Below are 13972 nucleotides of genomic sequence, written 5' to 3'. Positions count from 1 at the left end.
TGCTAAGTTTCTATTATTTAAGACCCACTTATAATTTTTGTTTAAATACTCAATAGATAATTGATAGTATATACTTTCATTTTTATATTTTGTTGGATATAATTTTCTAAAATTTTCTAAAGAATTTTTATAATCTTTTAATCTGTATTGAGAAAGTGCTATTCCATACCATACATCTATATCTTTAGTTGTTATTTTATTGTAGTAAGATAATGCAACATCACTCAATCCTCTAACTAAATAGAAATCACCAAAACTTTTTAAAGCTGTATTATAAAGTTTTGGCTCTGATGACAAGCTTGATAATATATTTTCAGCTTCTTTAGCATTCCCCTGCTTTAGATAAATCTCTATCATTGTTAAAACTGATAATGTTTTATACTCAGAACTTCCATTACTATTTTTTACTTTTTTAAAGTAATCTAATGCTTTTGATGTTTCATTTGTTTTATAATAAGATGATCCATATAAATAATTTACTAAATCTTTATTTGTTCCTACTTTTGCGCCTCTATAATATTCATCTAAATAAACTATAGTTTTTATGTATTGAGAGTTATTATAAGCTGCTAAAGAAAGATTTAATACAACATCTTCATAATTTTTTCCCTGTACACTTAATGCACTAGTAAGTTCTCTTTGAGCTCTAATGTAGTCTTTATTATCCATATAACCTTTTCCTATTGATAATAAAGCTTCTTCATAGTCGTTCTTTCCTTCAGAAGTTGTTTTAACTATTAGATTTGCTGCTTTAGATGCAGTATCAAAATCTTTTAATCCTATATAAGATTTAGTTAAATATAAATATATATTGTTACTTTCATTTTGATTTAATTTTAGCTCTTTTAAACAACTATTTAAAGTATTTATCGCTTCTTGATATCTTCCCTCTACGTAATAAACTTGTCCCATTCTTATTTTTATATTTTTTATATATTTAGAACGTGGATATTTTGTTATAAAATTATTAGACTCTTGAAGCGCCATAGAATATTTTCTCTGAATAAATAACTCATCCAAAAATTTAATATCCTCTTTTTCTGAGGCAATTAACCCAGAACATATTAAAAGTCCAGCAATAAATAGTTTTAATTTTCTCACGTTGTCCCCACCTCTCTTAATACCTTTCTTATCTCATCTACGGCTACTCTAGTATCTTTACACGGCATATTTATAATTTTATTAAAAACTCCGTAAACTGGTATTGGAAATGAATCTCTAATTCCAGAAGTTAAATCCCTTTTACAAGCCACAGCTATTACCAAATTAGGTCTTTCTTCTTTTAAGTATAATCTAGCCAATGTTCCACCAGTAGCCACTTTTATGCTAATATGTTTAAACTCTTCTTTTAATCTTATAATTTCAGATATATCACACAATCCGCACATTTTACAATTTTCTATATTATTTGTTATTTTTAGATTACAATCATATTTTTGTATACAGTGAGGTAATAATATTGCTATCTTTTTTATTTTCTCTTTATTTATCTTTTTTAATACTCTCTTATTATTAAAATCTATAAATTTTTTTGCACTATTATTATCATATGGATTTTTAGTTATATATTCTAGTAGCAAATACCTGAAGTACTGAAGTTCATATATAATTTTAAGTATATAAAATTTGCTCATTATTTCTCCTTAAATGAAAAAATATTATCCAAATTATACCATAAAGAATTTATCTTTGCAAAATAAAAACTAGCTCACTCTGTAAGCTAGTTTTTATGATCTAGTCTTTCAAAGCTAAAGGCATCACTATATAAGTATAATTATCTTCCTGTATATTTCTTGTTCTTACAGCACTATTTGATGTTGTAAATTCCAATATGATAATATCTTTATCACTTGATTGAACAAACTCTAATAAGAACTTCACATTTAAAGAAATCTTAAGATTATCTCCCTCATAATTTACTTTTGCAATCTCTTTAGCTTTTGCAATCTCTCCTATTCCTTCAATTTCAATGTCATCTCCAGATAAGGTAAATATTGCTCCAAACTTTGATTCTGAATTGTTTTTTACAAAAATTTGAATTCTTTTTAACATTTTTTCGAATTCAACTCTATTTATTTGTAATTTCTTGTTATATCCACTAGCTTCTAATATTGTTTTATAGTTTGGAAATGGTAAATCGATAACTCTACTTATTATTGATATATTTCCTAATTTAAAGTATAACTGCTTATTTTTCTGTGTAAATGCAATCTCTTCTTCATTACCATTTCTTAATAATTTAGACATCGCATCTATTGTATTTATAGGAATACTCACTTTAAAAGTTCCATCACTATCTAAATAGTCGTGCTCTAAATATGTCAATCGATAAGTATCTGTAGATATAAACTTTATTTTATTATTTTCAATCTCTACCCTTATACAATTTATTGATAAATTGTCACTAGACATTGAAGCTGAAAACTTTACTTTATCAAAATAATCAGCTAAATCCAATTTTTTTAATTTAAATTCGAACTCTTCATCTTCTAATTCTGACTCTTGAATCTTAGGAAATTCCTCTGCATTCATTAATATAAACTCTGAAGCTGAATCTGATGTTTCTATTGTTAATACATCCTCTTTTATATTTAAAGTAATCTCTTCATCTTTGATTTCCTTCAAATACTCTTCTACTAAATTGTGTTGAAAAACAGCTTTTCCTTCAGCTATTACATCACATTCCATATGTGTTGATATTGTTAACTCTAAATTTGTTCCACAAAACCACAATCTATTCTCTCTTGTTTCCATGTAAACATAAGAGATTATGGGTCTAATTTTATTTTCATTGATTGCTTTTTCTACTATTTTTATTTTCTTTAGAAATTCTAATCTATTAACTTTTAAAATCAATTTAACCTCCTTGCTTTTAATAGTAATAGTTTCCTTTTAGTAAGTCACTATAACGTATTCTCAATTTTTCTAATGTTTTTTGCTCAATCTGTCTCACTCGTTCTCTTGTTATGCTAAAACTTTGACCTATATCTTCTAATGTATGAATTTGATTTCCATCAAAGCCAAATCTAAGTTTTAAGATTTGTTTTTCTCTATCATTCAACTTATTTAGTATCTCTTTTATCTGAGATGTACTCATTTCTCTAATTAGATTATCTTCTAAATCATTGTGCATCTCGCTAGCTATAGTATCTTCTAAACATATATCTTCACCTATTGGTGAGCTAAGAGATATTGTTTCTTGAAACTCCATCATTAAATCTTGAACTTTTTCTAAATTTATATTTAATCCCTCTGATATTTCATATATACTTGGGTAATCTCCTTTTAACATAACAGCATCCATTATAAATTTATTTATTTTATTTAGCATATCATGTTTATATGATGGTATTCTTATCTCTCTTCCTTTACTTATTATAGCCTTACTTATAGCTTGCTTAATCCACCAGACAGCATATGTTGAAAATCTATATCCTTTTTCTACATCAAACTTCTCGATTGCATGAATCAATCCAAAGTTTCCTTCACTAATTAAGTCTATAAAACTCATACCTTTGCTTCCATATTTCTTAGCTACATTAACTACTAATCTCAAATTACATAAAATTAATCTTTCTCTTGCTTCGATATCACCATTCTTTGCTTTTCTTAAAAGTAATATCTCTTCATCTTTTCCTAACACTTCATACTCTTTTATATCATCTAGATAAAATGAAACTAAATCTTTTTCTGTCATACACACCCCATACCCTCATTAGTTATCTTTTTCTATTTTGAATCTCCGTGTTGCTTATTTAATTGTTTTATTTATGAATTTCTTTTAATGTAATTAATAATTTAAGTATAACTTATAAAACTTTTTTAATAAAATTCCTCTTTTAATTCTCTTGTCATTAACTCTTTAACCTTTTCTTTTGTGTTTGCTCCCTCGTATATTATCTCATAAATTGCTTCAACTATTGGCATACTTATTCCTAGCTCCAACTTTTTAGCATAAACAGCCTTAACTGTAGGTACACCTTCAGCAACCATTACCATACTATTTAAGATGTCCTCTATTTTTTCACCTTTTCCAAGTCTTTCTCCAACATACCTATTTCTGCTGTGTTGACTTGCACAAGTTACAACTAGGTCCCCAATCCCAGTTAATCCTGAAAACGTTCTTTCATCAGCACCCATAACCTTACCAAATCGTATCATTTCTGCGATTCCTCTTGTTATAAGGGCGGCTTTTGCATTATCTCCATAACCTAACCCATCTGCAATTCCTGCTCCTATTGCCAGACAGTTTTTTACTGCTCCTCCTAGCTCTACTCCTGCTATATCTTCACTTACATAAACTCTAAAGTTTTCTGTATTAAATAATTCTTGAACTTTTTTAGCATTCTCTAACTCTCCAGCAGCAACTATTGTTGTAGGTAGTTCTTGAGCTACTTCTTCAGCATGTGTTGGTCCTGATAAAATAACTATATTTTTATGATACTTTCCTTTTATCTCATCTTTCATAACATGAGATAATGTTTCGCCACTTAAAACCTCTATTCCTTTTGCTGTATTTATTAATATCATTCCCTCTTCAATTTGTGAAGATATTCTTGTCATGACACCTCTTAAAACTTGAGATGGTACAGAGAAAATAACATATTTAACATTAGCCAAAAGTCCATCTAATTCCCATGTAACTTTTAAATTCTCTGGAAATTTTACTCCTGGAAGCAATCTTTTATTTTCTTTTTCTAAATTTAATTTTTCAGCAATCTCTTTGTTATGTTCCCACATTATGACTTCATAACCTTTTTTTGCTAAAATCATTCCTAAAGCTGTTCCCCAGCTTCCTGCTCCTATTACAACTACTTTTTCCATTTAATTTATCTCCTTACTTTAAATTAAATTTATTCTCTTTTCCCTCCATAAGTCTTTGAATATTTGCTTTGTGTTTATAAATTACAAAAATTCCTACTATTAAAGAGATTATAACTAATGGTATTCTAGTTGCACTATCTCTTACAGGCATAAAATATGCTAAAATTGGTAATAATGCAGCACACACAACTGATCCTAAAGAGATATATTTACTTATTCCTACCACTAATATAAACACTAACACCAAAATTCCTACTACTTTCGGCATTAGGAAAAGAAAAACACCTAAGCTTGTTGCTACCCCTTTTCCACCTTTAAATTGTAAAAAGAATGAAAAAGTATGACCTAATATAGCTACCAAACCTAATAATATAATGTATATACCACCAATATCAAATAAACTTGCTATATAAAGTGGAATATACCCTTTTAAAGCATCTAATATTAGAACCATTATACCATACTTTGGTCCTAAAATTCTATAAGCATTTGTTGCACCCGAGTTTTTACTTCCATATTCTCTTATATCAATATTTTTAACTCCTTTTCCTAGCCAAACACCACAAGGAAGTGAACCAAATACATATGCAATTACTACAAATATTAAAAACTTTATCATAAAGCCCTCCTATTTTTTAACTAATCTTCCCACTACTTCAATATGACTTGTTTGAGGAAACATATCTACTGGTTTTACTTTAACTAATTTATATCCTTCTTTTTCTAAAATTTCTACATCTCTAGCAAAAGTCGATGGATTACAAGATATATATACAATCTCTTCTATTCCAACTTTAGATATATTTATTAGACTTTCCTCGTCAATCCCCTTTCTAGGTGGATCTAATATTATTGAATCTACTTTTTCTGCTTTTATTAATTTTCCTAGTTCTTTATTTACATCCCCACATATAAATTGAACATTATTTATATTATTTTCTTTTGCAGTTTGAATTCCATCTTTTACAGCTGATTCTACAATTTCTATTGAATAAACTTTCTTTGCTTTTTTAGATAAAATCATCCCTATTGTTCCAGTTCCTGCATAAGCATCTACAATTTTTTTATTCTCTATGTTTTCAAACATACTTATAGCTAAGCTATATAATCTCTTTGTTTGATCCAAATTTATTTGGAAAAAAGATGTTGGAGATATATTAAAATGAATATTATCAATATCCTCCTTAATCGTCTTTTCTCCAAAAATAAGTAAGTTTTTATGCCCTAAAGCTACATTTGTTTTTCTATCATTTAACGAAACATAAACTGATGTAATCTCTTTAAACTTATCCATTACCTCTTTCAATATACTCTTAATTTTTTCAGTAACTTTTTTATCATTTATTATTAAAACTAACATAGCTTCATTAAAAGAGTTTGTTCTAACCATAACATGTCTTAACATTCCTGAATGTTTTTTCTCATCATATACAGTTATTTTATTTATATTTAGAATATTTTTTAATTCCGTAATTATTTTATTTCCTAGCACTGAATTTAACATATTGTCTTCTACTTGGAATACATCATGACTTTTTCTTTTAAAAAATCCCGTTATAATTTCTTTCCCATTAAAAGAGAATGGCTCAATAACTTTATTTCTATAGTTTTTTTCTATAGGTGATTCTAGCGTATCTTCTATTAAAACATCACTATTTTTGCCTATTCTTCTTACTACATCCTCTACCATCTCTTTTTTATATTTTAACTGAGCAGTGTAATCTAACATTCCAAAATCACACCCTTGAAAATCTTCAAAAGTTATATGATTTAAATCTTTGATTCTTTCAGCTCCAGGAGTTATAATCTCCTTTATTAAAGCTCTTCCATAACTTTTTTTTAAAGATATTATTTCAACTTTTAAAATATCTCCAGGTACAGACATCGGTACAAACATGGCAAACTCCCCATTATAATAACCTAGTCCTTCTCCACCATAGACTATTTTTTCTATCTTTATTTCAACTATTTGTCCTTTTTGTAATTTCATAAATACTCTCCTTTATTTTTAAAAAGAGCTATCATCTATTTTAAAGAAATTTATCTTTTCAGAAATAACCATATTTTTTTGTTTATTCATCTCTTGCTCTATTTTACTTAAATCCATGAGTAAATCATATTCATATATTCTTTTACTTCTCTCTTTTTCAAGCTCTCTTAACTCTCTTTCAATCTTCAAATTACTTTTTTCTAAATATGAGATTGTTCTTATAAGGTACCCATAAAATGACCAGATTAAAATTATACCAACAAGTGTTAATAAAACTTTTTTTCTCTTCATCAGGTCCTCCTTCTACTTTTATAATTTTTCGATAACTCTTAACTTAGCTGAATGTGCTCTATTATTAAACTTTAACTCATCTTGTCCCGAAGTTATAGGTTTTCTATTAACTAGTTTTCCTTTAGGTTTTTCATTACATACACATATTGGAATCTCTTTTGGACATTTACATCCTGTACAAAGATCTCTAAACATATTTTTTACTATTCTATCTTCTAAAGAGTGGAACGTTATTATTGCTAAACGTCCTCCTTTTTCTAAACTATTAAATGATTTTGTTATTGCATTTTTCAATACATCTAGCTCTCTATTAACTTCAATTCTAATAGCTTGGAAAACTTTTTTAGCTGGATGTTTTTCACTTCTTGGTGGGTAAGCTTTTCTTATTATATCTACAAGCTCTCCAGTTGTTTCAATAGGTTTCTCTTCTCTTCTTTGGCAGATTAGTCTAGCTACCTTTCTAGCAAACCTATCCTCTCCATATTCAAAGAAAATTCTAACTAATTCTCCTTCTTCATAATCATTAACAACTTCGTAAGCTGATAATGCTTCCTCTCTATTCATTCTCATATCAAGCTTTGTATCGTATCTATATGAAAATCCTCTCTCTGGATCATCTAATTGAGTTGACGAAACTCCAATATCCATTAAAATTCCTGTAACTTCATTAGCTCCAGCCATATATAAAACTGTTTCTATATTTTCAAAGTTACTTTTGTATACAGACCATTTTTTTCCATATTTCTCAAGTCTTTTTTTTGCAAACTCTATTGCTTGATCATCTTGATCTATGGAGATTAATCTTCCCTTGTCACTAATCTCTTTTAATATACCTTCAGAGTGTCCTCCTCCTCCTAAAGTACAATCTACATATATACCATCTTTATTTGTTATTAAATTTTCTAATGTTTCATAATATAAAACTGGTATGTGGTATTCACTTTCTATCTCGTGCATTTTTGTTCCTCCTACAAAAAATAGAGAAGCCATTGGCCTCTCTATTCTATTATAATAAATAAAAAATAATATATCTTAGAATCTTCAAAGCAAAATAAGCCAACACTGGTGACAAATCTATTCTAACATTTCCCATAGGTATTAAAGTCCTAAAAGGTTTTAAAATTGGCTCTGTTAAAGCATATACAAGATTTGTAAAGTCATTTCTTGAATATGGAGCTAACCAAGAGATTACTATTCTTATTAATATAAGTATATTCATAATTTCAAAAGCTAAATTTATAATTCTGTAAATTAAACCCATATTTTCTCCTTATTTCTCTCCTAAAAAGTAATGTTTTGCTTTTACCGAGTATTCCCATCCAGACCAAATTGTTAAAACAACTGGAATTAATGTCATATAAAAATAAATTGTTTTATACAAAGTTTCTTTTTCAGGAGTATTTCCTAACCCAAAGAACAGCATAATTATAATTACAATCATTTGAGTAGTTGTTTTGTATTTTCCTAAAATTCCTGCAGGAATCACTTCCCCTTTTGCGGCAGCTATAGTTCTTATCCCACTAATCAAAAATTCTCTTGCTATAACAACAATAGACATCCATGCTGGAATATAATCTAATTTTACAAAGATTACCAATGCTGATATAACAAGTATTTTATCTGCCAAAGGATCCATTATCTTACCCAAATCAGTTATTAAATTATATTTTCTTGCTATATATCCATCTAACCAATCTGTCAGCGATGCAAAAATAAATATACCAAACGCTATCATTCTATATAAAGTATGATGTGTAGTTCCTGCTGATTCTTGTAAAAAGTATATAAAAGGTATTGCTAATATTAATCTAATTGCTGTAAGTTTATTTGGCAAATTCAAGACTGACTCCTCCTTATTTTAAGACTATTTAATTTCGTTTTCTACAATTGCCCCTATATAGTCATATTCAAAATTTTGTTCTATTTTTACTTTTACTATTTCCCCTTGTCTTGCAGTTCCGTCATTTGTCAAAACTTTCCCATCTATATCTAAGGCTTGCCCTCTAGTTCTTCCCTCTAACATAAACTCACTTTCTGAAGAAATACCATCTATCATAACTTCAACAACTTTTCCAATCATTGCTCTATTTTTTATTTCTGCAATTTCAGCTTGTAAATTTGTTAATTCAGCCCATCTTTTTTCTTTTACTTCTTCTGGAACTTGATTCTCTAAATCGTGTGCAACAGTTCCCTCTTCTCTAGAGTATTTAAACACACCTACATAATCAAATTTAAATTCTTTTACAAACTCTTTTAATTCTTCGAAATCTTCCTCTGTTTCTCCAGGGAATCCTACAATTACAGTAGTTCTGATTGTTGCTTCAGGAATTTCAGTTCTTATTTTATTTAAAATTGATTTTATATGATCTCCTGATTTTGCTCTAGCCATATTTTGTAATATATTTCCTGAAATATGTTGAATTGGAATATCAAAATATTTACAAACTTTTGGTTCATTTTTTATAACTTCAACTAGCTCATCTGTTAATGAATTAGGGAACATATAATATGATCTAATCCATTCTATCCCATCTACTTTTGCTAATTCTTTTAATAAATCAGGTAAAGCTTTCTTCTTATATAAATCAATTCCATACTCTGTTGTTTCTTGAGCTAATAAATTTATCTCTCTTACTCCATTTGCTGCTAAAGCTTTAGCTTCTTCTACAATATCCTCTATTGTTCTACTTCTTAAATTTCCTCTAAGTTGAGGTATAATACAGTACGTACATCTTCTGTTACATCCCTCTGCTATTTTTAAGTAAGCAGTATGAGGATTTGTTGTTAAAATTCTTTCTGTTCCTGCATCTGCTAAGAACTCAAAAGAATCACATCTAACAATTTTAGAATCTTCTAAAATTGTATCTACTATTTCCTCTATTTTATGTATTTCACCTGTACCAACTACAGCATCTATTTCAGGAATTTCTGAAATTAACTCATCAGCATATCTTTGTGCTAGACATCCTGCAACAATTATTTTTTTTACTTTTCCAGAGTTTTTCTTTTCTGCAACTTCTAATATAGCTTGAATCGACTCCTCTTTTGCATCTCCAATGAATCCACATGTATTTACTAAAACAACATCTGCTTCCTCTAAATCATTTGTTATTTCAAATCCTTTTCTAGCTACCATTAGCCCAATTAAGTGCTCACTGTCAACTAAGTTTTTACTACAACCTAAACTTATTAAACCTAATTTCATCTCTTACCGTCCTTCATTTTTTGTTACTTTTACTTCTATACGGAAAAATAACACAGAGGTTGAAGTCCTCTGTGTTATCCCCCTTAATTTTAAAATTATTCAGCTGCCATTTCTTGTAATAATTTCTTTCTACTTAAACTGATTTTCCCATTTTCTGTAGAAATTACTTTTACCTCAAATGTGTCTCCAACTTTTAATACATCTTCAACATTAGCTACTCTTTCTAAAGATATTTCTGATACATGAAGAAGTCCTTCTTTTCCTGGTAATATTTCCATGAATGCTCCGAACTTAGCTATATTTACTACTCTACCTAAATATACCTCTCCTACTTCAACATCTTTAACATATCCATTTACTAATTTTATAGTTTCATCTAAAACATCTAGTCCTTTACAGAATATAGATACTCTTCCGTCATCTTCTATATCAATAGTTGCACCTGTTGCTTCTATGATACCTTTTATATTTTTTCCACCAGGTCCTATTAAAACTGCTATTTTATCTTTAGGAATTACCATTTGATGAATTCTTGGAACAGTTGGCGCTAATTCATTAGTATTTGATATTGTACTATTCATTAACTCTAATATTTGTAATCTAGCATCTAAAGCTTGCTTTAAAGCTATTCTCATAATATCTTCTGATATTCCTGCGATTTTCATGTCCATTTGTAAAGCTGTTATTCCAGTCTTAGTTCCTGCAACTTTAAAGTCCATATCTCCTAAGTGATCTTCTAGACCCATGATATCTGTTAATACAACATAATCATCATCTTTTTTTATTAGTCCCATTGCTATTCCAGCCACATGCTCTTTTATAGGCACTCCTGCATGCATTAATGCTAATGATCCTCCACAAATTGATGCTTGAGATGACGATCCATTAGATTCTGTTATTTCTGAAACTAATCTAACTGTATATGGAAAATCCTCTACTGATGGCATTACATAACTTAATGCTCTCTCTGCTAAAGATCCATGTCCTAATTCTCTTCTTCCTGGTGCACCCATTCTTCCTGTTTCTCCAACTGAATATGGAGGGAAGTTATAGTGTAAATAGAATTTTTTGAAATACTCTTCGTCTAGTCCATCTATTAATTGCTCATCTTCTTTAGTTCCTAAAGTAGCTACAACTAACGCTTGTGTTTCTCCTCTTGTAAATAATGCTGATCCATGTACAATTGGTAAAACATCTACTTCTGCTGCTAAGTCTCTAATTTCTGTTGTAGCTCTTCCATCTACTCTATGCTTATTGTATAAAATAGCATCTCTAACTTGCTCTTTCATTAAATCATGATAGTATTTTGCAAATTCTGCAACTACTTCTGAAGGAACTTCCTCTTCTCCAAAGTTTGTATTTACAAACTCTTCAAATAAAGTTTCTTCTAATTGATCTACAGCTTCTTCTCTAGCTTTTTTTCCAGTTGTTAAAACAGCTTCTTTTAACTTAGTAGCTCCATTTTGATCAATAAAGTTTTTAACTATTGGCATTACTTCAGGTGCCTGGAACTCTATCTTCTCTTTACCTACTAAAGCTTGGAACTCTAATTGGAATTGACATAACTTCTTTATATTATCATGAGCAAACATTATAGCTTTTAGCATTGTTTCCTCATCAATCTCTTTTGCTCCTGCTTCAACCATGTTGATAGCATCCATACTTCCAGCTACTGATAAATCTAATTCACTTACTTTTAATTGCTCTGGTGTTGGATTTAAAATAAACTCTCCATCTATCATACCAACTACTACTCCAGCTACTGGTCCCATGAATGGTATATCAGATACTGTTAAAGCTATTGATGATCCTACAATTCCCATAAAATCAGGAGTACATACCCCATCATAAGAAAGTGTTGTATTTACAATATGAACATCATAATGGAACCCTTCTGGGAACATTGGTCTTATTGGTCTATCTATTAATCTAGCTATTAGTGTTGCATTTGTTGATGGTCTAGCTTCTCTTTTATTAAATCCTCCTGGAAATTTTCCAGCTGCATAATATTTTTCTACATAATCTACTGTTAAAGGAAAGAAATCTATTCCCTCTCTAGCACTTTTACTTCTGTTAACTGTACTTAATAAAATTGTATCACCATATTGAACCATTACAGCTCCGTTTGATTGTCTTGCTATTTTACCAGTTTTTAACGTTAATTGTCTTCCACCTATTTCTAAGCTTAAGCTTACTTCATTAAACATTAAGTTTCCTCCTTTTAAATTGGTAGAGGATAAATATAGCAAATAATAAGGAACTAAAACTAAAGATTTTAGCTTTAATCTCTTACTACTTACCTTATATTTATCCTCTATATTCTTACATTAAAGTATATCATTTTTACATATAAAAATCAAAATATATTTATTCAACATTCATATTATGAATTAAACCCAAAGCTATCCCCATAGTTACCATTGCACTTCCCCCGTAACTAAAGAATGGCATCGGTAATCCAAAAACTGGTAACAGTCCAACAGCTACAAATATGTTTATTATTACCTGAGTTATTATTTGAGCTCCCATTCCCAATGCTAAGTATTTTCCAAAATAATTTTTACACTCTCTTCCTGTAACCATTATAAAATGATACAAGGCAAAAAATAATGCAACAACTACAAACATCCCCATTATCCCAAACTCTTCGCCAAAAGTAGCCATTATAAAGTCTGTGTGTATTTCTGGAAGATAACTGTACTTTTGCACTCCATTGGCATATCCTTTTCCAAATAACCCTCCGCTACCAAAGGCATAAACTGACTGCTTTACTTGATAACCGTAATCATCTGAATAATTTCCAAAAAATAATCCATCTATATAACTTTTTATTCTCATTATTTTATAAGAAGCTTTTTCTTCACTAGCGTATTTATAAACTGCAGCTAGGCCTCCTATACCTAATATTCCTCCTAAACAACTAACCCTTAAAATCCATTTATCTTTTAATTTACTCATAAATATCATAAATAACCAAATTGCCAAATAGTGAATTGCTGTTCCCATATCTTTTTGTGCTAAAATTAATATACCATAAACGCCTAGATATATTAAAGCATTTATTATTGTAACACTTTCACTTAAATCGTTATCCTCTGCTCTTGCTAGACAATTGGCCATATTTATAACAAATGCACATTTCAATATTTCCGCGGGTTGAACTGAAACAGGTCCTAAATTTATCCATCCATAGGCTCCATTTATTTTAGGAATAAATGATAAATTCATTTTTCCACCAATGTACATCCCTAACAAAATAAAAATACTTGTTAAGAAAATAATGCCATTTACTTTTCTATTACTTAAAAATTTATATGTTAATTTTAATTTTTTAATTTTTCCTGCATTTCCAATAAAAAGATATATTACAAAAAATACTAATATGTATACAAAATGTTTCTTTATATTTTCGGGTTTCATATAAAAAGCTGCACTAACCATATTAATTGAACTTAAAACCATTAATATCACTATTATTAAAAATAACGAAAATCGTCTTTGTCTTAATCTAATCATTCTATTTTTAATTTTTTGTTGTTGATTTTTTAAATTTTCTTGAAAAAATTGTCCAGTTGTATTTTCCATTTAAATTCTCCCCTTAAAATTCTTTTTACAAAAAATAAAAAAATGGCGCTTCTTGCTGGGCTCGAACCAGCGACAAC

Annotated in this window: 14 protein-coding genes; all 14 read right to left on the bottom strand. The window is 28.9% G+C overall.

Annotation, left to right across the window (positions count from 1 at the left end):
- Positions 1-1101 (bottom strand): tetratricopeptide repeat protein (locus Q0V08_RS06435; protein WP_297433142.1); only part of this gene is annotated, 1101 nt, incomplete at its 3' end.
- Positions 1098-1634, bottom strand: a complete 537-nt coding sequence (locus tag Q0V08_RS06430) for a DUF116 domain-containing protein (RefSeq protein ID WP_297433140.1) — start codon at positions 1632-1634, stop codon at positions 1098-1100. The genes Q0V08_RS06430 and Q0V08_RS06435, both read right to left, overlap by 4 nt.
- Positions 1635-1734: 100 nt before the next feature.
- Positions 1735-2856, bottom strand: coding sequence for a DNA polymerase III subunit beta (gene dnaN, locus Q0V08_RS06425; protein ID WP_297433138.1), 1122 nt, complete (start codon positions 2854-2856; stop codon positions 1735-1737).
- 16 nt (positions 2857-2872) lie between these two features.
- Complete coding sequence (locus tag Q0V08_RS06420; RefSeq protein ID WP_297433137.1) at positions 2873-3697, bottom strand: sigma-70 family RNA polymerase sigma factor; 825 nt, start codon at positions 3695-3697, stop codon at positions 2873-2875.
- 125 nt (positions 3698-3822) lie between these two features.
- On the bottom strand, positions 3823-4824 hold the full coding sequence (locus tag Q0V08_RS06415) for an NAD(P)H-dependent glycerol-3-phosphate dehydrogenase (RefSeq protein WP_297433135.1): 1002 nt from the start codon (positions 4822-4824) through the stop codon (positions 3823-3825).
- Positions 4825-4837: 13 nt separating this feature from the next.
- Positions 4838-5443 (bottom strand): glycerol-3-phosphate 1-O-acyltransferase PlsY, encoded by a 606-nt coding sequence (gene plsY / locus Q0V08_RS06410; RefSeq protein ID WP_297433133.1) that lies wholly within the window; start codon positions 5441-5443, stop codon positions 4838-4840.
- A gap of 9 nt (positions 5444-5452) precedes the next feature.
- Positions 5453-6814 carry a 23S rRNA (uracil(1939)-C(5))-methyltransferase RlmD gene (rlmD, locus tag Q0V08_RS06405; protein WP_297433131.1) on the bottom strand — a complete coding sequence of 454 codons (1362 nt, stop codon included), beginning with the start codon at positions 6812-6814 and terminating at the stop codon, positions 5453-5455.
- Positions 6815-6832: 18 nt separating this feature from the next.
- Entirely contained in the window at positions 6833-7105 is a 273-nt protein-coding gene (locus Q0V08_RS06400) for a hypothetical protein (protein WP_023049562.1), read from the bottom strand.
- Between the two features lie 18 nt (positions 7106-7123).
- Positions 7124-8062: a 16S rRNA (cytosine(1402)-N(4))-methyltransferase RsmH gene (rsmH, locus tag Q0V08_RS06395; protein WP_297433129.1), complete on the bottom strand. Its 939-nt coding sequence runs from the start codon at positions 8060-8062 to the stop codon at positions 7124-7126.
- A 49-nt stretch (positions 8063-8111) separates the two neighbouring features.
- Positions 8112-8366, bottom strand: a complete 255-nt coding sequence (locus tag Q0V08_RS06390; RefSeq protein WP_023049560.1) for a YggT family protein — start codon at positions 8364-8366, stop codon at positions 8112-8114.
- Positions 8367-8375: 9 nt separating this feature from the next.
- Complete coding sequence (pgsA, locus tag Q0V08_RS06385; protein ID WP_040405889.1) at positions 8376-8945, bottom strand: CDP-diacylglycerol--glycerol-3-phosphate 3-phosphatidyltransferase; 570 nt, start codon at positions 8943-8945, stop codon at positions 8376-8378.
- A gap of 24 nt (positions 8946-8969) precedes the next feature.
- Positions 8970-10310: a 30S ribosomal protein S12 methylthiotransferase RimO gene (gene rimO, locus Q0V08_RS06380; protein ID WP_297433126.1), complete on the bottom strand. Its 1341-nt coding sequence runs from the start codon at positions 10308-10310 to the stop codon at positions 8970-8972.
- Between the two features lie 95 nt (positions 10311-10405).
- On the bottom strand, positions 10406-12517 hold the full coding sequence (pnp, locus tag Q0V08_RS06375; protein ID WP_297433124.1) for a polyribonucleotide nucleotidyltransferase: 2112 nt from the start codon (positions 12515-12517) through the stop codon (positions 10406-10408).
- Positions 12518-12677: 160 nt separating this feature from the next.
- Positions 12678-13895, bottom strand: coding sequence for an FtsW/RodA/SpoVE family cell cycle protein (locus tag Q0V08_RS06370; protein WP_297433122.1), 1218 nt, complete (start codon positions 13893-13895; stop codon positions 12678-12680).
- Between the last annotated feature and the right edge of the window lie 77 nt (positions 13896-13972).

The organism is uncultured Cetobacterium sp., from assembly GCF_947038635.1.
Taxonomy (GTDB): Bacteria; Fusobacteriota; Fusobacteriia; order Fusobacteriales; family Fusobacteriaceae; genus Cetobacterium_A.
The sequence above is the reverse complement of the archived record's forward strand: the minus strand, read 5'-3'. Positions and strand labels throughout refer to the sequence as shown.

Coding starts and splice junctions, on each gene's coding strand:
- plsY (WP_297433133.1), bottom strand. CDS start 5,443: ATGATAAAGTTTTTAATATTTGTAGTAATTGCATATGTATTTGGTTCA.
- pnp (WP_297433124.1), bottom strand. CDS start 12,517: ATGTTTAATGAAGTAAGCTTAAGCTTAGAAATAGGTGGAAGACAATTA.
- rlmD (WP_297433131.1), bottom strand. CDS start 6,814: ATGAAATTACAAAAAGGACAAATAGTTGAAATAAAGATAGAAAAAATA.
- rimO (WP_297433126.1), bottom strand. CDS start 10,310: ATGAAATTAGGTTTAATAAGTTTAGGTTGTAGTAAAAACTTAGTTGAC.
- Q0V08_RS06430 (WP_297433140.1), bottom strand. CDS start 1,634: ATGAGCAAATTTTATATACTTAAAATTATATATGAACTTCAGTACTTC.
- rsmH (WP_297433129.1), bottom strand. CDS start 8,062: ATGCACGAGATAGAAAGTGAATACCACATACCAGTTTTATATTATGAA.
- Q0V08_RS06370 (WP_297433122.1), bottom strand. CDS start 13,895: ATGGAAAATACAACTGGACAATTTTTTCAAGAAAATTTAAAAAATCAA.
- Q0V08_RS06420 (WP_297433137.1), bottom strand. CDS start 3,697: ATGACAGAAAAAGATTTAGTTTCATTTTATCTAGATGATATAAAAGAG.
- Q0V08_RS06400 (WP_023049562.1), bottom strand. CDS start 7,105: ATGAAGAGAAAAAAAGTTTTATTAACACTTGTTGGTATAATTTTAATC.
- Q0V08_RS06390 (WP_023049560.1), bottom strand. CDS start 8,366: ATGGGTTTAATTTACAGAATTATAAATTTAGCTTTTGAAATTATGAAT.
- Q0V08_RS06415 (WP_297433135.1), bottom strand. CDS start 4,824: ATGGAAAAAGTAGTTGTAATAGGAGCAGGAAGCTGGGGAACAGCTTTA.